Source organism: Flavobacterium sp. (assembly GCF_039595935.1).
Taxonomy (GTDB): domain Bacteria; phylum Bacteroidota; class Bacteroidia; order Flavobacteriales; family Flavobacteriaceae; genus Flavobacterium.
Window position 1 is genome coordinate 238900 of record NZ_JBCNKR010000004.1, and the last position, 21813, is coordinate 260712.

7 protein-coding genes are annotated in these 21813 nt (G+C 33.6%); 2 read left to right on the plus strand and 5 right to left on the minus strand.

The window, feature by feature from the left end; all coding sequences use genetic code 11:
- Positions 1-541 precede the first annotated feature (541 nt).
- The 5 genes from ABDW27_RS01485 to ABDW27_RS01505 all read right to left on the minus strand — a co-directional run bounded on the left by ABDW27_RS01485 (position 542) and on the right by ABDW27_RS01505 (position 13882).
- Complete coding sequence (locus tag ABDW27_RS01485; protein ID WP_343694282.1) at positions 542-4663, minus strand: two-component regulator propeller domain-containing protein; 4122 nt, start codon at positions 4661-4663, stop codon at positions 542-544.
- A gap of 128 nt (positions 4664-4791) precedes the next feature.
- Entirely contained in the window at positions 4792-6750 is a 1959-nt protein-coding gene (locus tag ABDW27_RS01490) for a glycoside hydrolase family 97 catalytic domain-containing protein (RefSeq protein WP_343694283.1), read from the minus strand.
- A 46-nt stretch (positions 6751-6796) separates the two neighbouring features.
- Positions 6797-9391 (minus strand): xylan 1,4-beta-xylosidase, encoded by a 2595-nt coding sequence (gene xyl3A / locus ABDW27_RS01495; protein ID WP_343694284.1) that lies wholly within the window; start codon positions 9389-9391, stop codon positions 6797-6799.
- Positions 9392-9400: 9 nt separating this feature from the next.
- Positions 9401-12109 (minus strand): alpha/beta hydrolase-fold protein, encoded by a 2709-nt coding sequence (locus tag ABDW27_RS01500; protein ID WP_343694285.1) that lies wholly within the window; start codon positions 12107-12109, stop codon positions 9401-9403.
- A gap of 42 nt (positions 12110-12151) precedes the next feature.
- A complete protein-coding gene (locus tag ABDW27_RS01505; protein ID WP_343694286.1) occupies positions 12152-13882 on the minus strand; it encodes a glycoside hydrolase family 43 protein in 1731 nt (576 codons plus the stop codon).
- Positions 13883-14626: 744 nt separating this feature from the next.
- Here ABDW27_RS01505 and bglX point away from each other — a divergent pair.
- Together bglX and ABDW27_RS01515 are read left to right on the plus strand one after the other, a co-directional pair.
- On the plus strand, positions 14627-16906 hold the full coding sequence (gene bglX, locus ABDW27_RS01510) for a beta-glucosidase BglX (protein WP_343695267.1): 2280 nt from the start codon (positions 14627-14629) through the stop codon (positions 16904-16906).
- A gap of 367 nt (positions 16907-17273) precedes the next feature.
- On the plus strand, positions 17274-21425 hold the full coding sequence (locus ABDW27_RS01515) for a two-component regulator propeller domain-containing protein (protein WP_343694287.1): 4152 nt from the start codon (positions 17274-17276) through the stop codon (positions 21423-21425).
- Positions 21426-21813: the final 388 nt, after the last annotated feature.

The window sequence follows — 21813 nt, forward strand, 5'->3', positions numbered from 1 at the left end:
TTTGATTAGTTTAAATAGCTGTTTGGTTGTAAAGTTTTTCATTATTGCAACTCTTGTTTTAAAATTTAAAAAGCGGTTTTTTATACCTCTTTAATTTCGATTTAAAAAAGGATTCAATAAAAATTTCGGTTTCATTTCATAGCGTAATTTTTAAAATTGTTAATACTTATTTTCATGGTTTTTTAGTTTTGTAATAATCCAAAAATATAAGGTTCACCTATATTTTATCTATTAAAAATGATGCAAAAACTATCAATTTTGTAGCATGAAAACTACAGAAATCGGCTATTTAAGGGTTTTGAAGTGATTTTTGAAAAAAAACTGAAATAAGATTTTAATAATAATGACAATCTTTTTTTTAGCATGAAATAAAAAAAGACGTTATTTCCAATTATTTGATAATTATCTAAAAAATAATTTTAATGTTAATTGTTTTATTTTTTAATAAATAAGGTATTGATGATGCCTGTAATAAGCTTTAATTATCAAAACAAAAAAAGACGGTGTAAACCGTCTTTTAGAAATATCTAAAAATGAATAATTATTTGTTTTGTGTGGGAAGATGTCCGTATTTTTCTTTATAACATTTTGTAAAATAAGATGGAGAACTAAAACCCACTTTGATGCTGATTTCGGTTATATTGTCATTGCCCAGCTCTATTAATTCCCTTGCTTTTTCTAAACGCACATTTCGTATAAATTCATTTACAGAAACGCCAGTCAACGTTTTAATTTTTCGATACAGCTGACTTCTGCTTAAAAAAACTTTCGATGCCAGAACTTCAACACTCAATTCATATTCGTTGATATTTTCATTGATGTAAGTCAGGACATTTTTTATAAAATCATTATCAAGTGTCGTAGTTTTTTCTTTTGCTTTTGGCGTAATGCCGTTATAGAATTTATTAAATATAATCTGCCTGCTTTTTAGCAATTGTACTAAACTGGATCTCAAAATATCCATATCAAATGGTTTACTTAAATACATATCGGCGCCAGAATCAATTCCTTCTAATTTATCTTTGACCAATGCTTTTGCAGACAGCATCATTAACGGAATATGACTAGTTTTTAAATCTGCTTTAATGTTTTTGCATAATTCTAAACCGTTCATAACCGGCATAATCACATCGGTTAAAATTAAATCAGGCAGTTTCTGCAAAGCAGCTTCTAAACCAATCTGGCCATTTTCTGCTGTTATGACTTTATAGTCTTTTTTGAGTTCATTTTTAAGATAATTTCTAAGTTCGGTGTTATCTTCAACAATTAAAATAGTATAAACCCGATCTTGTTTTTCAGTATCATCTGCCATTTCAATAGTTTCTTTTTCAATAACAGGTGTAAAGCTTATTTTTTTGTCTTTTTTAAAATCTTCCTGCAGTATTTCATTTTCATTAAAAAACTCTTTTCCAATAGGAAATATCAATTTAAAAGTAGTTCCCGCTCCTAATACACTTTCGACTTCGATGATTCCTTTGTGCAGTTCGACAAAGCCGCGCACTACTTCCAACCCTATTCCTGTACTTCCGTAATAGGCTTTATTCAAATTATTTACCTGATAGAAACGGTCAAAAATTCGCTTAATATCTTTTTTATCTAATCCTGCCCCGGTGTCCTGAATGATAACTGAAAAAGAAGAATGTGTATAAGCCGGACTTAATGATGGAAAATAAACCAGCTCATCATTTACTATTAATTTTACTGTTATTTTTCCGTTATCCGGAGTTACCTTAAAAGCATTTGAAATTACATTAAAAATAATTTTCTCAAACATTTTAGGATCTACCCAGTCTTTTAATGACTTTCTATCCGATTCAAAATCAAGCTGAATTCTGCGGCTCAAAGCTTCTTCATCAAAATAACTTACGATTTCTTTGGTAAAATTTACGACTTCTACCTGCTGTACTTTCAACGGCATTTTATTAAACTGAAGCTGATTAAAATCCATCAGCTCATTGATTAATCTGGAAAGTCTATCTGAACTTTTTTGAATAGTCTGCAGTTTACTCAAAACGCCGCCTGATAATTCCATAGTATTGTTCTTGAGTATATCAGCTAATGGATTTAAAATTAAAGTAAGCGGCGTTCTAAACTCATGCGAAATATTGGTGAAAAACTGTAATTTTTTATCATTTAATTTTTCGATCTGAATTGCTTTTTTCTGTTCAAATTGTATTAATTGTTTTTGTTTGAACCTATTTTGATAATATTGATTTCCAAAATAAATTGCCGCCAGTACTAAGAGTGAATAGAAGAGATATGCAAATGATGTTTTCCACCAGGGCGGTAAAATTTCAATTTTTAATTCTAATGGTTTCTGGCTCCAGACCCCATTTTTTTCAGATACTTTGACTTTAAAAGTGTACTTTCCAGGAGCTAAGTTGGTATACGTTGCAGATCGCTTACTACCCACATAATTCCACGAATCTTCAAAACCTTCCAGATAATAAGCAAATTCATTTCTTGCCGGAAAAGAATAATTTATTCCAATAAAATCAATTGTAAATACAGACTGATCATGTTTGAGTATGATCTTTTTTGTTTCGGATATTACTTTTATTAATGGTGAATTTTTTTCGAGCGGCCCGACTGATTTATTGAAGAGTTTCAGATCGGTAAAATAAATAGGAAGCTGTTTTTTACTTTTTTCCAGACTCGAAGGATTAAAATAGTTTAAGCCTTCGTAACCTCCAAAATACAGGATTCCTTTCTCGTCTTTTAATACGGAATTGTTATTAAAATCATTTCCCAGCAAACCGTCGTATGTAGAATAATTAACTGCCGTTTTGCTTTTTAAATCCAGTCTGCTGATTCCTTTTTTTCCGCTTATCCAAATATCTCCGTCGTTTGATTCAACAATAGAGGAAATTGATTTTTCTTTAAGTCCGTTAAAATTTATGTACCATTTTAGATTGTCCATTTTTTTATTATAGCTGAATAATCCTGCTCCGTCTGTACCAATCCATATTTCTTTATTTTTCGCCTGATACAAAGTATTAATCGTGTGTATGCTTTTATGATTTTTGAGCTTTTCTGACATTTTATTGCGTAAAGAAGTCACGGAAAAAGTAACAAAATCCTTAGTGCTGACTTTATACAAACCTGTTGTAGAACCCACCCAAACAGCATCATCAGAATCGACCATTACTTTTCTAATGTCTAAATTTACCATTCCGTTGGCGTAAAATGGTTTTGTATCGCAATGATGAAAACGACCGTCTGACGGATTATAATAGTGCAGTCCTTTTGCAAAAGTTCCAATCCATATGACACCTCTTGAATCTTCGGTAATACTCATAATATTATCTGAGGCCAAATCAGGAGTATTTTTTGTGTTGTAATTAATAAAGTTCCTGCTTCCTTTTTTCAAAAAAAAGATTCCCTCATTCCAGCTTGCCAGCCAGACATTTTGTTTTTTATCTACAAAAACTTTAGTAATATTATTATTGGTTAATCCTGAATAAAATTGAGTATCTGATTTGGTAATATGTTTAAAGTTTTTGGTTTCAGGATTATAAACATCAACACCGCCGCCTTCCATAGAAATCCACAACTGGCCTTCATGATCTTTGGCAATTCCGGTAACGCAATTGGTTTGCAATGACTGCGGATTTCCGGCTAAACTTTCAATACCTTTAACCTTAGTGTTTATTCTGTCAAAAACTCCTAAACCTTTATTATAATATCCCAGCCAGATTCTTTTTTCTTTGTCCATGTATAACGACCAGACAGAATTAGAACCTAAACTGCGATTATTAAATTTACTGTTTTCGTATTTTTTTTGAACAACACCCTGACTGTTTACAATGATTAATCCATCATTTTCAGTGGCACAAAGAATAGTTTCGTCATCTACACCCAGAATTGACATAATTCTTTTTCTGGTAATAGGATAAGTAAAAGCCTGTTTCTCTTTAGAATATAAATCGGCCTTAACCAAACCTTTGTATCCGTTACCAATCCATAAGTTTTGTTTACTGTCAAAAAACATAGAGATAATAGTACCGGATAGTAATTCATTATTCCTGGCAATTTTTACTTTTTTTACCTCATTTCTTATGGGATCAACTACTTTTAAACCAGAATTCGTTCCTAAATAAATAGTTCCTTTTTTATCTTTTACCAAAGAATGTATCAAATAATTTACTGCATTGGGCGTGTCTAATTTTAGGCTTGTAATTTTCCGTGATTTCACATTTAGTTTTAGCAGACCATTATTAAACGTCCCTAAAAAAAGATTGCCATTATTGTCTTCAATAATACTTCTTACAGAAATTACAGTTTCTTTTTGGCTTGGTTTTCGAAGGTCTATATTTTCAAAAGTATCCAAATTTCGATTATACAAACACAATCCTTCATCTGTACCAGCCCACAAGCGGTTTTGTTTATCTACATAAACCGTATAAATTAAATTACTGTTTATAGAATTACCGCGTTTTGAATCCTGCTCGTAACCCACATAATTTATTCCGTCATATTTATATAAACCTGCACCATTTGTTCCCATCCACATAACGCCAAACTGATCCTGTGCAATAGTATAAATACCGCTTTTTGAAGTTTCACTATCTACCAGACGAAATCGATAATTCTCAAATGCATTTTGAGAAAACAAGCTGTTTATGATAAAAAACAAAATGGCAAAACATTTCTTTGGGGACATTATAAAATAAGTGTTAAATTAAAATTCAATGTTTATTGTTTAATTAATCACAATTTTGGAACTTTAAGCTTAAGCCAATTTCAATATTTATCTCTTTTCAGATGATTTTGAAAAAATTCGCATTATTTTTATTCATTTACGAGCAGTATTCCTCCATTAAAAGGAATTTTAATTTCAGCTTCCTGATTATTTTTAAGTCTGATTGTTTTTACTTTTCCGTTTAATTTTTCATCATCAAAATAACTGGTCAATACTGAATTAGAAGCTAGCATTGGAAGTTTCAATTTTAAACTCAATGTTTCTTTTTGGGCATTTATTCCGGCGATATACCATTTGGTTTCTTTTCGGCGGGCAAGGATTACGTATTTTCCGGGATAGCCATCTAAAAAACGAACTTCATCCCAGGTTGTGGGAACTTCTTTCATAAAATTCATTGCCCAGTCTGGAGCATCTTTCAAGTTATTTGGTGCCAATGCAAAATGCTGTACACCGCTCTGAAAAAGTACAGCTGCTGCCAATGCAAATACATCCGAAGTCATTCTTTTTGAACCTTTGTTAGGAGTATTTTCGCTATTGTAAAATTTGTTTAAGGCGCTTCCACCAAAATCCATGCTTCCTGCCGTATTTCTAATAAAGGGATGTATCGCAGCATTCATAGCTTCATTGTCGCAGCTTGACTGTCCAAAATGCAGATTTTCGCTAGCGAAAACAGCTTCACTTGAGGCATAATTAGGATACATACGCTCCCATCCTCTTGGCAGAGTACATCCGTGAAAAATAACCATTAGCCCAAAATCATTCGCATCACTCAAAATATCTTCATAGAGTTTCATGGTTACCTGTTTGTCACCTCCAAAAAAATCTACTTTAATGCCTTTTACATCAATGCTTTTTAGCCATGCCATTTCACGTCGGCGGATGATACTGTTATCCATCATTCCTCTTGGTCCCTGTGGAGCATCGTTCCAATATCCGTTTGAATTGTACCATAAATACAAGCCGACACCTTTTTCGCCGCCATATCGGGACAGTCCGGCAATTTTATCTTTTCCTATTTGAGTATCCCAAAGTGCATCAACTAAAATGGTTTCATATCCCATTGCGGCACTAAAATCGATATACTGTTTTTGTACCGGAAAAGTCGTATTATCATCCATTTTCATGATCCAGCTCCATGAACCTTTGGTATATTTATATACTTTTGAAGCTCCATATTTTGGCTTTACCAAATCAAATGGAATAGTAGTTTCTACAATTGGAGCCAAAGTTTCGCCAACAGTAATAGTTCTCCAGGGTGTTTCGCCCATGAGTGGTATTCCCGGAGTTGTTGTTCCGTTTCCGTTATTTTCTCCCGCCATTGGAAAACCAATATTATATAATCCTTTTTCGTGTCCAAGCAATCTGCTGGCACAATACCCGCTGTCTACACCAGTTTCTGATAACAAAACCCATCCTTTATCATTTACTTTAAAAAGACATGGAAATGTATAACCTTCGCCAATTCCGTTTTTCCCCATCTGATCATCTAATGTATAAGATGTTTCATAACTTGGAGCAGTTCTGGCAAATCCGGTCATTGGTTTACTTTGCGGACAAAGAAATGTAGTTGTGCCTTCCGGCAGATGATATCCTGAAGCTTCTTCCAGTACCACACAGGAGCGACTTTCACTTTGTGGATATATTTTATATTTGAAAGCTGCATTGTTATTGCTTACTCTAAATATGATATCGATAACTGCTTTATTTTCTTTACTGAAAGAAAAAATGACTTCGTTAGCTTCATAATGCACATTACTGTTTTTTATATTGGGCAGCTGGTATTTTTCGTCAATTTTATTTTGAACAACGTTTGTTTTTAAAACTAATCCTGTTGTAAAATCCCCAACATTAGTTTTTAAACCAAGCGGAGATTTTTCTAAAAATGTTTTTTCATTATAAGAAAGGCTGTAAAAAGGCTGACCATCAGACAAAAAAAGAGACACTTTTAGTTTTCCGTCGGGACTTTTTACAACTGATTGTGCTTGTAAGTTTAAAAAACTAAACAGACACAAACATAGAACATGTTTAAAACCCTTAATTTGCTGCATATCAATTCTTTTTATTTGTAAGTAAACTTAAAATAATATGATCAAGTTACTGAATAAATATTTTGACTGTTTTTAAATCTTTATTATCCGAACTATTACCACAATACACTTCGTATTCTCCGGAAGCGACATTCATTCCTCTCATTTTGGCATCATAAAACTCAAATGAAGAAGCGGGTAAACTGATGGTTACATTTTGCTTTTCGCCAGCTTTTAGTTCAATTCGTTTAAAAGCTTTTAATGTTTTTAAAGGGCCATCTGTATCATTTAATTTTCGAACATACACCTGAACAATCTCTGTTCCGTCACGTTTGCTGCTGTTTTTTATTGAAAAATTTAACTGTGTATCTTCATTAGATTTTATTCTGTTCTTTGTCAGGTTTGCAGTTCCGATATCGAATTTTGAATAACTCAAACCAAATCCAAACGGAAATAAAACATCGGTTGTATAACGATATGTACGGCCTTTAAGCGAATAATCTTCGAAATCACCCAGCTTGTCTGAATTTTTATAAAATGAAACCGGCAGTTTTCCCGCTGGGTTATAATCTCCAAAAAGAACATCAGCAACCGCCTGTCCTCCAGATTCTCCCGGATACCAAGCCTGCAGAATGGCATCGCAGCTTTCTGTTTCGGGCGTTAAAGCAATAGCAGATCCTGAACAGTTTACAAAAATTACTTTTTTACCTGCTGCTTTCAATTCTTTTAAACATTTTCTTTGTACAGCCGGAAGTTCAATATTAGTACGATCGCCGCCTTTGAAACCAGGATACGAAACGGGCATTTCTTCTCCTTCAAGCAGTGTCGAAAGTCCGCCTGCGAAAACGACAGTATCAATTCCTTTTAATTTTTGAATTAAGGTTTTAAAATCAATATCGAATTCTTTTCCAAAATCAAATTCAATATTAGCCTGCCAATTGTTGGACTGGGCAAAATGAATTTCAATTTTATATTTTTTTCCGGCTTCTGCTTCAAAAGGAATTTTTCCGGGAACAGTTCGCCAGTTGGTATACTTTGCTATCGATTTTCCATCAACAAATAATTCAAAAGCTCCGGTTGCTCCTGTTTTAAAAACAAGTGTTTCGTTTTCTTTAGCTGTAAATTCCGTTTCATATTTTACCGAAAATCCTTTCAGTTTTACTCCCGAAGCAAATTCATGCTGGCCTGCTGTGGTCATTTTTATAGGATTTAAGATTTGCTGAGAAAACACACTATTTCCTTCTCTATTAGGATTGTTCCAATAAGTAGCTTTCATTCCTTTTTTTCCTTCAAAAGAAAATTGATCAAAATAAGTATCCGTTACTTTGTCTTCGACTAAATCACAAGATTTATCGTAAAGAACTCTATTTTCGGTTAGTTTTCCTTCGATTCCTTCTTTAATCGTAATCGTTTTATTGGGTGTTCCATTATAATTTCCCCATAACATAGGTTCATTATCTGCATTTGGTCCAATCACAGCCACTTTATTTATGGTTTTGTTTAGAGGTAGAATATTGTTTTTATTTTGCAAAAGTGTCATTGACTTTTGTGCCATTTCGAGGGCTAGCTGCTGATGTTCTTTACTGTTAAGCACCGTAGCCGGAATTTGTGCCCAGGACACGATCGAATCATCATCCATTTCGCCCAAATCAAAACGCCCGGTTAAAACGCGAAGCAGACTTTTATTGATTTCTTCCTCTTTTATTAAATCTTTTTCAACGGCTTCTGGTAGTTTTTTAAACGGATATTTATCCCAGACACATTCTACATCAGTTCCTGCCAATACAGCTTTTGATGCGGCGTGAATATCATCTGATGAAACTTTATGAGTGGTATAAAAATCAGTAACGGCACCGCAGTCTGAAACTACCAGATATTGAAATCCCCATTCATCGCGAAGAATACGCTGCAAAAGCCGTTTATTACTACAGCAAGGTTCGTCGTCTAAACGCTGATACGCACACATTACCTGACGAACATCTGCTTCCTGAACCAATGCTTTAAATGCCGGAAGATACGTTTCGTATAATTCCCGCGGATTTACATTATTCAGATTCAATTCATGTCTGCTCCATTCTGGACCGGAATGAACAGCGAAATGTTTAGCGCAGGCCAAAAGTTTGCGATATTTTGCATCTGCTGGTCCCTGAAGTCCTTTTACAACCGAAACTCCCATTCGTGAAGTAAGATACGGATCTTCACCATAAGTTTCCTGTCCGCGTCCCCAGCGCGGGTCTCTAAAAATATTGACATTGGGCGTCCAGACAGAAAGGCTTAAGAAACGTTTGTTTTCATTTCCGTTTTTGATCCATTGGTTGTATTTGGCACGTGCTTCATCAGAAACGGCATTAAATACACGAAAAACCAATTGGTCGTCAAATGAAGCTGCCATTCCTATAGGTTCTGGAAAAACAGTAACATTATCATTATTAGCATAACCGTGCAGGGCTTCGCTCCACCAGTTAAACTTTTTGATTCCCAATCTTGGTACAGCGTCACTTTGATCGCACATTAATGCTGCTTTTTCTTCGAGCGTTAATCTCGAAATTAAATCTTCTGCACGTTTTTTAGAACTAAGCGACGGATCTTTATAAGGATATTGCTGTGCATTTAAATTGAAAAAACACACTAAACCTAAAAAATATAAATAATTGATTTTCATCTTTCTATTTTAATTGAATAACAATGGGGCGAACATAAATAAATCGTGTCTCCATACAGGCCAGGTATGCCCGCCCGGATATTCACTGTATTGGTATTTAATTCCCATCTGATCGAATTTCTTCATCATTATTTTACAATTTTCATAAGCGATGTCTTCTTTACCGCCCATAGAAATCCAAAATTGTTTGATATTTGAATTAATTACTGCTGCATTGTTTTTCATAAATTCATACTGAGGCTCTGATAAAGCGGGTTTATTTGCCCACCATCCAGAACTAAATACGCCAATAGCAGCAAACAGGTCTGAATTTTTAACTCCAGCATAAAGAGTCTGCAGTCCTCCCATTGACAAACCTGCCAAAGCTCTGTTTTTGGAATCCTTTACTGCTTTAAAATTACTTTCTACAAAGGGTATCGCTTCTGTTTTTAATTCGTTTTCAAAAGCTTTAAGTGCATTTTCATTGAAGCTTGCATTTCCTGACATGTTTCCATCAAGCATAACAATAAGCATTGGTTTTGCTTTATTTTGAGCTATTAAATTGTCTAGGATTAAATTTGCTTTACCTTGAGAAGCCCATCCTGTCTGATCTTCGCCGCCTCCGTGCAATAAGTATAAAACAGGATATTTTTCGCTCGCATTTTCATAACCGGGCGGTGTGTACACATACATTTCGCGCCAGGAGTTTGTTACTTTTGAAAAGTATTGTTTAATTCTGACCTCACCATGCGGAACGTTTTTTAAAGCATAAAATTCTCCTTCTTTATTGGGAATTTCAATACCGCTTGCCATGCGTCCCATACCATAAAATGTTTTACTCAACGGATCTGCAACAGCGACACCATCAATAAATAAAGAATAGTAATTAAATCCCGGATTTATAACATCGGTTGTCACAGTCCAATTTCCTTCGGAATCCCTTATCATATCGTATTTTTTGCCTAAATCAATCTGCAGTTTTGAAGCTTCAGAAGCTTTCATTTTAAAAATAACCCTGTTATCTGGTAAAACTTGAGGGTATTCTGCATTACGAATATTGGTCTGGGCGGGATTGCCTAAAATAGTATAGGCAGCAAATTTTGACTGATCTACAGGCTTAAATAAAAACTGCGAAAACATATATAAACCATTCTTCCACACTTTAAAATCGTGTATTCCGGGTTCTATGTAATAAATATGAGGCACATCATTTTTGAACAAGTAATCGTGTGTGCGTTTGCTGTTTTCTATAAGCCAGTCTTTATCTCCGCAGGAAATCCAAAGCAGTTTGAGTTTCTTTTTTGCTTCTTCGGGATGAGGAAGTAATGCTTCCGGCGCTTTAGTATTTGGCGCTGCCGAAAATGCTCCCACCCAGGCAAATTTATCTAAATTTCCTAATCCGAAATTCAAAGATTGTCCGCCTCCCATAGATAATCCGGCAATGGCACGATGTTCCCTGTCTTTTAAAACCGGATATTTTTTTTCAATAAATGGAATTAAGTCCTGTAGAAGATCCTGTTCAAAAACGCTGAAAGCTTTTACTTTTTCCGGATCCATTATATTTCCTGCAGCGCTGTCATCTTTCATTGCTCTACCGTTTGGCATAACCACAATCATGGGCTCAATTTTTCCTTCGGCGTAAAGATTGTCTAATATAACCTGCGGATTTCCTCCGTTCAGCCATTCTTTTTCATCACCTCCTATTCCGTGCAAAAGATACAGAACAGGATATTTTTTCTTTTTGCTGAATCCCGGCGGCGTATAAATAGTCGCTTTTCTAACTGAACCTACCGTTTTAGATTCGTAAGTTATGGTTTCGATTTTTCCTTGTTTTGCATTCGGATCAGCTACATCAAATCCAAGCGGCGCCTGAACTATAAAAGGCTCTTTTCCCTCAGCTAATGCATAACCGGATAACGATAACATTTTTTCAGCATAACGTCTTCCTAATTCTCTGTAACCATCTGCATTAAAATGTAAAAAATCAGGTTCAGCCTTACATCCTTTTGAAGAAATAACATAAGCGTTTGGTATAACCTGAGGCAGTTTTGCAATTATAGAATTCATACTGCCGCATTTCCCGTTTTGATCTTCGTTTACAGTTTCTCCAGAAAGCAGCGGTACTTTTTTAGGATCAAGATTTAAATCTTTTATTAAATTATCATATACAATTTTTACTTTTTGAGGCCAAAGCGTATCGCCTGTATTCGATTCTCCCTGATGCAATAAAATACCTTTTATGACGCCTTTTTGCTGTGCAATTTTTGCCATTGCGACTAATCTTGCATATGGATTTCCGTCGTATTCTTTTACTATGTTTTTTAGCCAGTCCGGAGAACCTGCGACATATGTTTCAAAATTATTTTTATCAAAAAGTTCTATTTTACAGCCTCCAACAGCAACATTTATAACACCTACTTTTATTTTCTGAGGAAGATTTGATACCATTGTTCTCCCAAAATAATCCACAGGAGTAAGTCCTGTTGTACATCTGCATAAAGGCGGAACTGCTGTGTACCATTTTCCCATTTCACGTCCTGTTTGCGGACAGTTGACAGCGGCTAAAACCTGAAAACGCGGATTCACATTTACTTTATCCTGCTGTTCAATTTTGGCATAACCTTCCATATTAGACTGCCCTAAACTCAAATAAACATGAAAATCTGAATCTTGTGCATATCCTTTTTGTATTATTAAAAAAAGAATTACGAATTTTAAAAACCTGGTTATTGATTTCATTATTTACAAATTTGTTTTGGTTTGAAAATTTAAAATGAATGACTATTCTGGATGTGCATCATTGGCAGCAGTAGCATATAAACCTATCAATGCACCGGTAAAACCTCCGGCAATATTGGTTGAAAGAATATCTCCCGAAACTATTCCGCCTAAGTTTTTAAAATCAACGCTGTTTTCAGCATAACTAAATTCATAACTGTCTCCATTAGCTTTTACCTGCAGATGTATTGCGTTTGTTATTTTGATTTTTGAATTTGCTATGATTTTTGACTTTCCTTTTTCTGTTCTTTCTAATACAATAAAAGTATCGTTTCCTTTTTTTGTGATTCCAAACACATAATTAGAACGTTCATTCTGAAGGCAGACAATACCTGCTAAATCTTTTTCTGACTGCGGTTTGTAATCAACTGTGGCTGTAAATGAAAACGTGTTGTGCTGTTGTCTGTAAAAAAGTGTAGAAGTTGGTTTTATCTCTTTAATATTTACTTCAAATGGCGTTATTTCTAAACCTTTTTTATTTAGTGAAATAAAATTTTCGCGAGGGCCGCGCAATCCAATCCATCGATAATCCAATTTTTTTGAAGTGAAATTTTCGGTAAAAGTGAAATTACCATTTGGAAAAAAACCGTCTTTTCCGGTTTTATTGGTAACTCCCTCCGGCATTTTTAATTTTGGCTGCAAGGGAATCAATCCGTTTTCAAAAACAGGAAAATCACCCGACCAGTCTACAGGCAGTATAAAAGTTTCTCTTCCGGTATTTACCCTGTTTTGATTATTAGGACGAATGCCTAAGAAAACGCCGTAATATTTATTATTCGGTCCCTGAATTAAATCTGCATGACCCGTCCAGTCTACCTTGTTGATTCTCTCATTTTGAAAATAACGCTGTGTGAGTATTGGATTATTTGATGCCGGTTTGAATGGCCCTTTCGGATTATCACTTATAAAAATAACTTCACTGTGATTGTCTCCTGTTCCTCCTTCAGCACACATTAAATAATATTTTCCGTTTTTTTTGTATAAATGCGGCGCTTCAATCCAGATAGGTTTTTTAGAAAGATCTACACCTCCGTCTACAATAATTTTATCGCTGCCGGGAATTACTTTATCTGTATTGAGGTCATATTCCCAAACTTTTATCACACGATGTCCTTCGTATAGTTCTTTTCCTTTATTGGGTGCGTCATTATGAACAATATACCCTTTGCCGTTGTCATCAAAAAATATAGAAGGATCAATGCCGCCAAAATCTAGTTTAATTGGACTTCCCCAGCCTTTCATCGGATCTTTTGTCTTCACGATGATATTTCCAAGTCCTCCAGAAAACGCAGTTACAATCATGTAAAAAGTATCATTATGCGGATTATAAGTAATTCCCGGAGCATAAACGCCTTCACTAATTCCGGTATCATGCGGATTAAATTCTGAAACATTATTTAAAACCCCGCCCAAATCCGTCCAGTTTACTAAATCTTTAGAATGAAAAATAGGTACACCGGGAAACATGGCAAATGAAGAACATACCATGTAATAATCATCCCCTTTTTTTGTAATGGCAGGATCAGGATAACATCCTTGTAAAATTGGTGTATAAAATTCGTCTGGTTTTAATGGGGCATCGCGATAAATCTGATCATCACCAACATAACTAACAGTAGAAAAAACAGCAGTTTGTTTGGTCTGCTTTTTTTTCTGAATCGGGTTTTGAGCAGTTCCTTTAAAAAAACACAAAGACATTACTGCTATAAGAAAAAAGATATTTCTTTTAATCATTTTGTATAATCTTTATTTGGTTAGAAAAATTAAAAAAGCCGAGAGAATGCCTCCCGGCTTCAACAAACAAACTTAAAACCAGTATAAGGTAACTGTAAGATTAACACTCATTACCATAATTAAATTTGTTCTATGCATTAAATAATATTCTGAGTTTGGTTACTTATAAGTGTATTTTAAACAAATATAATAAAAAATTCAATTACACAATCGGTTGTGTGTTAATTTAATTGATTATGTTCAAAAAATATTATGAAATAAAATAGTTAATTAAATTTTATACCGAGATAAATAAACTATATTCAAAAACCGTAAAACACGTTTAGAATATAAAATTGAGGAAAAGTCAATGAAAATCTACATTAAAAAAGCCTTTTAATAGTACAGAACAAAAAATTATGCCTTTTCAAAAAGAATAAACAGCAGCAATGCTTAAAACGATCATTTTAAAACAATCGGTTGTTGTAAAAAGAAAAACATCAATTAATCTGTTCAAATACCCTACTTATTAATTCGACTTTAATTTCTTCTTTCAGTTGATTCACTTCATACAGCAAATAAAAAAACAACAATTCTAAAAGGGCTTCAAATGCAGTTATTTTTTGTTCTTACCACTTTCAAGCACTACAAATACATCATTTCTATTATATAATGCTTCAAATCTACTATTGTAATTATTACTGTAAAACTACATTTACAGACTTGTATTCAAAAACTATCTAGTATAAAACCAAAAAAACAATGATGAAAAAACAATTTAAAAGATATGCATTTTTAGTGCTAATCGTTTATGGAAACAGTTACGCTCAAACCAAAAAACATATGGATGCTAATAAACCTATTGAAGAACGCATTACACTTTTAATGAAAGAAATGACATTAGAAGAAAAAGTTGGACAAATGAATCAATATAACGGTTCATGGGATGTTACCGGACCAAAACCGGAATCTGGATCTAATGAAGAAAAATACAATAATATTAAAAAAGGATGGGTGGGTTCTATGCTTACCGTTCGCGGTGTAAAAGAAGTTCGAGCTGTACAAAAAATAGCGGTTGAAGAAACCCGTCTTGGGATTCCGTTACTTTTTGGTTTTGATGTAATTCACGGTTATAAAACCCTCAGCCCTATTCCACTTGCAGAATCTGCAAGCTGGGATTTAGAAGCCATTAAAAATTCGGCTCGTGTGGCTGCTCTTGAAGCTTCGGCTTCGGGATTAAACTGGACTTTTGCACCAAATGTTGATGTAGCCAATGATGCACGCTGGGGACGAGTTATGGAAGGCGCTGGCGAAGATCCTTATTTAGGAAGTAAAATTGCAACGGCAAGAGTTAAAGGTTTTCAGGGTGAAAGTTTCGATAATACTTCAATTATTGCCTGTGCGAAGCATTTTGCCGCTTATGGTTTTGTCGAAGCCGGAAGAGAATACAACAGCGTTGACATGAGTAATTCAAAGTTATACAATACTGTTTTGCCACCTTTTAAAGCAAGTGTCGATGCTGGAATCCGCACTTTTATGAATTCCTTTAATACACTAAATGGAGTTCCTGCAACCGGAAACAGCTTTTTACAAAGAGATATTTTAAAAGGAGCCTGGGGTTTTAAAGGTTTTGTAGTTTCTGACTGGGCTTCTATTGGAGAAATGATTACGCACGGTTATGCCGCTGATGGCGCCGATGCAGCTAAAAAAGCAGCGATTGCAGGTTCGGATATGGATATGGAATCTAATGTTTATGTGACAGAATTGGCTAAACTCGTAAAAAACGGATCGGTTAAAGAAAGTGTGATTGACGATGCTGTCCGCAGAATTCTTCGTGTAAAATTTGAATTAGGTTTGTTTGACAATCCGTATAAATATTGTGATGAAGCCCGTGAAAAAGCAAATATTGGCAGTAAAGCTAATAATGACGGCGTTCTGGACATGGCCAAAAAATCGATCGTTTTATTGAAGAATGATAAAAACCTTTTGCCATTGAAAAAATCAGGCGCTAATATTGCTTTAATCGGTGCTTTGGCCAATGATAAAAACAGCCCAATGGGAAGCTGGAGAATTGCTGCCGATGATAATACTGCAGTATCAGTTTTGGAAGGAATGCAGCAATACAAAAACAACTCATTAGTTTATGAAAAAGGAACAGATGTCGCTTTAAATAAACAATCCTTTTTAGACGAAGTAAAACTAAATACAACTGATTTTTCTGGATTTGAAGCGGCAAAAAAAGTCGCAAAAGAAGCTGAAGTTGTGGTAATGGTTTTGGGTGAAATTGGTTTCCAAAGCGGTGAAGGACGCAGCAGAACCGAATTAGGTTTACCGGGAAATCAACAACAATTATTGGAAGAAATTTACAAAGTAAATCCAAATATTGTTTTGGTTTTAAACAATGGGCGTCCATTGAGTATTCCGTGGGCTGCAGAACATATTCCTGCAATTGTTGAAGCGTGGCATTTAGGAACTCAAACCGGAAATGCAGTTGCACAGGTTTTATACGGAGATTATAACCCAAGTGGAAAACTGCCAATGTCTTTCCCAAGAAATGTAGGCCAATGTCCTATTTACTACAACTTATATAATACAGGAAGACCTACAGATAAAGATCAAAATGTTTTTTGGTCGCATTATTCAGATGTGGAGAAAACACCTTTATACCCTTTTGGTTATGGATTAAGCTATACTTCTTTCGCGTATAAAAATTTAAAAATAGCAAAACCTTCTTTTCAAAAAGGACAAAAAATCGAAGTTTCGGTTGACGTTACCAATACCGGAAATTTTGACGGAAAAGAAGTCGTTCAATTGTACCTAAATGATCCAGTTGCCAGTATTGTTAGACCTGTAAAAGAATTAAAAGGTTTTGAACTTATCGAATTAAAAAAAGGAGAAACCAAAACAATTCAGTTTACTCTAACAGATAAGGAACTTGGTTTTTACGACAATGATGGCAAATTTTTAGTAGAACCAGGTTTATTCAATATTATGGTAGGCTGGAATTCAAATGAAGGGCTTACAACTAAGTTTGAACTAAAATAAAAAATTAAACACATAGAAACATAGGTTTATTATTGTGAAAGAAAGAAGTTAAAAAAGAAACTCGTTTCTTAACACATAGCTATGTGTATTGAAATAAGTGAAACGCCTTTTTTTTAAGCAATCAAAAGCTATGTTTCTATTTGTTAAAAACTACTCCAGCAGATTAATAATTCTATATCCTGAGTACGATAATTCCTTAAAAGGTTATTATTCGGACTCAGGATTTTGGCAATATGACAAATTTGAATAAAAAAAATTAAGTGTTCTGTTTAGTTTTATTAATATTGTTTCCTATAAGCCTTAAAAAGAATCCTTTCCTAAAAAATTTAATTCAAAATTAAACAGCAAAATATACTGTTACATCTAAATGAAAAACATCAAATATATTCTTTTATGCTTTTTTAGTTTTGCAAACTGCCTGTTTTCACAAGGTAAATTTGACAGCTATCAATTTAGAAGCATACAGGAAACTACTTCAAAAAGAGCTGTTACTTCAATTATTCAGGACAACAATGGTTTTATCTGGATAGGTACAAACGGCGCGGGTTTATACCGATACGACGGGGTAAATTATTTTGGATATAAATATGATAAAAAACCCGGATCTGTAAACAGTAACTTTATTTACACCACTTTTATAGATTCTAAAAATAACCTTTGGGTAGGTACAGATGAAGGTTTGTGTTTGTACAACAGAGATTTAGACAATTTTACGAGAATCAATATTGAAGATGTAATACGAAAAGGATACAGCGAACCCATAACCGTAAAAACAATTATTGAAGATAATAACGGCAATTTATTCCTGGGCGCGTATGGTTTCGGATTATTTAAACTTAATTTGAAGACTTTAAAAGTTTCTTTAGTACAGTCAAAAGTGCTGGACAAGCCTAATTTTTTAATCAAATCTTCGGTAAAAAATAAACAGGGAATTATTTATTTAGGAACCAGTTACGGCCTTTTAGAAATTGATTTAAACGGAAAAGTAAAACAGGTTTATAAAGATAAATTTAAAAGAGAGCCTTTGCTGGACGATATAGAAAGTCTTGTTACCGATAAATTTGGATATATCTGGCTGGGAACAACAGAAAACGGCCTGATCAAAATTAAACCCGAAACAGATAATTATCAATTTGAAAAGTACGCTGTTACCAAAAACAAAATCTTATCCATCGTACAAAGCAGTCTGGATTATATCGTCTGCGGCACAGAAAATGACGGATTGCTGGTTGTAAATTACAAAGGACAAGTACTCAAAAAATACCTGCACAGCAAATACAATAATTTTAGTTTAAAATCTAATTCAGTCTGGTCATTATACGAAGACAAAGAGAAACGACTTTGGCTGGGCTATTTCAATAAAGGTCTTGGAGTTTTTGATAAACCCAACAACAAATTCAATTCGCTTGAATCACTTGTAAATAATGATAATTCTTTACAAACCAGCCATGTAACTTCTGTAATAAAAGATAAAAAAGGAAATTTATTAATCAGCAACGAAGGCGGCGGGCTTGACATTTACAACCTTACCGACAAAAGTTATATTCACGTTAATCAAAATAATCAAAGCTATTACTCTGGTTTAGATGCTATTGATATTCAAACGATATTTATAGACAGTAAACAAAATATCTGGATTGGAAGCTGGGACCGCGGCATCTATTTTTTAAAAAATGGCACTACCCGATTTGTAAATTATAACACTTCAAATACAGGATTAAAATCAAATCGCATTTTTAGTTTTTCAGAAGATTCAAAAGGCCGAATCTGGATTGGAACTTTCATTAAAGGACTTCATTATTTTGACAATAAAACCAACACATTTGTGCATTGCGACTCTAAACCTTTTACCGAAAATGCTTTAGACAATGCGTTCATTCGTAAAGTTTTTGTAGACTCAGATAATGTGCTTTGGGTTGGAACAATTTTAGGGTTGTATCAGGTAAATATAAAAGACGAATCGGGTTTTAAAGTCACAAAAATGCGCGATGCCATGTTCAGCGGCATTAATAAACACAACAGCATTCAGACTATTTTATCTATTTACGAATCTAACGATAAAACGATCTGGTTAGGAACTGACGGTCAGGGATTGTTTAGTTATAATAAAAAGAATAAAACCTTTTCTAATTATGATGATTTTCCGGGTTTTAAAGAAAAGTCTGTTCGCGCCATAATTTCAGATAATAATGGCTCTTTATGGATAAGCGGCGGATCCGGTTTAACCAAACTCGATTTTAAAAATAAAAAAAGCACCAATTTTAATAAAGATGATGGTCTTATTGACAACGATTTTAATAATAATGCCGTTTTTAAAGATGGAAATGGAGAATTGTATTTTGGCGGTTATGAAGGCGTAAATTATTTTAATCCAAACGAAATCAAAAAAGCAGAAAAAGCGCCAAGATTGTATTTCAGTGATTTTAAATTATTCAATAAATCTGTAAAACCAAATGAAGAAGGTTCGCCATTGACCAAAGTAATTTCACAGACTAAAGAAATTACGCTTAACTACACACAATCGGTTTTTACGATTGAATACGTGGGAATTAACTATAATTATTCTAAAAAAAATCAATACGCTTATTATCTCGAAGGTTTTGAAAAAGACTGGAATTATGCCGGAAATAACAGAACGGCAACCTATACAAACCTTGCGCCGGGCAATTATACTTTTAAAGTAAAATCAGCCAATGCAGATGGTTCCTGGAGCAATAATCAATTAGAATTAAAAATAAAAATACTGCCGCCGTGGTGGAAAACAATCTGGGCTTATTTAATATATGCCGCTATTTTAATTTTTCTGATTCGATATTTTAATACTATTTATCAAAATCGTTTTAAAGCGAAACAGGCCATTATTTTAGAAAAAGAAAAAATGATTCAGCTGGAGAAATTAAACAATAAAAAGTTACAGTTCTTTACCAATATTTCGCATGAATTCAGAACGCCTTTAACGCTGATTATTAATCCACTGGAAGATATTTTAAAGAGTAAAAAAATATCACCGGAAATACATAACAAATTAAAAATCGTACACAAAAGCTCTGACAGGCTTTCGAGGCTGATTAATGAGCTTATGGATTTTAATAAATTAGAATTCAATAAAATTTCGCTTCAGGCGAAGAAAATTGAAGTCGTATCTTTTACAGAAGGAATTATTGGCTATTTTGATGAAGAAGCGGCTGCCCGAAATATTAAAGTTAATTTTGAATCTTCAGAAGAAGAACTCGAAGACTGGCTTGATCCTAAAATGCTGGAAAAAATACTTTTTAATATTATTTCAAACGCATTTAAATTTACTCCTGATAGTGGTTCAATAACTATTGCAATAGATACTTCAGAAACTGAAAATGCTTTAATAATTCATGGCGAAAAAGTACCTTCATTCTCTATAACTATTACAGACACAGGATCTGGAATTCGCAAAAAAGATTTAAACAGAATTTTTGATCGTTTTTACCAGGTTAATAATATCAACAAAGATTATTACGGCAGCACGGGAATTGGTTTAGAAGTCGTAAAACAATTTATTGAACTTCATAAAGGAAAAATTGAAGTTGAAAGTGAAGTTGGCGAAGGCACAAAATTTAAAGTAACATTTCCTTTAGGCAATTCTCTTTATAAGAAAAATGAAATCGTTAATGAAGTTTTCAAACCTGAAAAAACTAAAAATCAATTTCTAGCTGAAACTATTAATAATCAAACAGATCAAGATGATTTTACAGAAGAAATCCCAGATAATTCTGCAGAAGAAACTACAAAATCATATACCGTTTTAATTGTTGAAGATAATCCTGAATTGCGAAATTATCTAAAAGAAGAACTAAGCAAATCATACAAAGTGATTACTGCCGAAAACGGTAAAAAAGGTTACGAACTTGCGGTACAAAAACTACCGGATTTAATTATTACCGATGTTATTATGCCTGTTATGGACGGACTGCAATTGTGTAAAAACATAAAAGGAGATTTAAAAACAAGTCATATTCCGCTTTTAATGCTGTCGGCAAAAGCCATGGTAAAAGACAGATTAGAAGGTATCGATTCTGGTGCAGATATGTATTTGAGCAAACCATTTGAACTGGATATTTTAAAATCAAGTCTCGCACAGCTTATTACAAGCAGACAAATTATGTTTAAGAAATTTTACAGCGGTATTACAAAACAAGGAAAAGATAAAACAACATCGCTGGATAATGATTTCATTCAAAAAATCCTGCATTTCATCAATGAAAATATCAGCGAACCAGAATTGACGGTAGAACTTTTATCTACTAAAATTTATTTAAGCAGAAGTCAGCTGTATCGAAAAATAAAAACACTAACTGGAGTTTCTGTTAACGAATTTATTCGAAATGTACGTTTAGAAAAAGCAAAACAACTTATAGAACAAGGCAATAATAATATTAATGAAATAAGTTATAAAGTTGGGTTTACTTCTCCCTCCTATTTTGCGAAATGTTATAAAGTTAAATACGGTCATTTACCCAATCAGGAAAAAAAGGCAAAAGAATAAACTATACAAAAACTATTCAAACCAATTAATTCAAAAAGACAAAAATGAATTCGTAAAGAGCTTCGGTATAAAACTGAAGCTCTTTTTTTTGTCAGTCAATTTTTTCAAAAATGGCAGCTTTTAACCTCAGTTAAAAATCAACATATCAAAAATATTATCATTCTTTTTTAAACAAACAATATTTTTTAAGTGAAAATTTTAGCAATATCTCAGTAGTTATTTTTCTACTCAAACGATGTATTTAGCTTAAAATAAGGGTTCGCGTGTTTTTTTTGCATCATCTGTTGCACAATATGCATCATCTGTTCTACAATACAACACCTCTACAATATACTTTCGTTAAGAAATATTTAAGAAAAAATTCTCTTGTCAAAACTCAAAACAATTT

What these genes read in the sequence shown, in the direction of transcription:
- ABDW27_RS01485 (WP_343694282.1), bottom strand. Translation starts at nt 4,663, where the DNA reads ATGTCCCCAAAGAAATGTTTTGCCATTTTGTTTTTTATCATAAACAGC.
- ABDW27_RS01490 (WP_343694283.1), bottom strand. Translation starts at nt 6,750, where the DNA reads ATGCAGCAAATTAAGGGTTTTAAACATGTTCTATGTTTGTGTCTGTTT.
- xyl3A (WP_343694284.1), bottom strand. Translation starts at nt 9,391, where the DNA reads ATGAAAATCAATTATTTATATTTTTTAGGTTTAGTGTGTTTTTTCAAT.
- ABDW27_RS01500 (WP_343694285.1), bottom strand. Translation starts at nt 12,109, where the DNA reads ATGAAATCAATAACCAGGTTTTTAAAATTCGTAATTCTTTTTTTAATA.
- ABDW27_RS01505 (WP_343694286.1), bottom strand. Translation starts at nt 13,882, where the DNA reads ATGATTAAAAGAAATATCTTTTTTCTTATAGCAGTAATGTCTTTGTGT.
- bglX (WP_343695267.1), top strand. Translation starts at nt 14,627, where the DNA reads ATGAAAAAACAATTTAAAAGATATGCATTTTTAGTGCTAATCGTTTAT.
- ABDW27_RS01515 (WP_343694287.1), top strand. Translation starts at nt 17,274, where the DNA reads ATGAAAAACATCAAATATATTCTTTTATGCTTTTTTAGTTTTGCAAAC.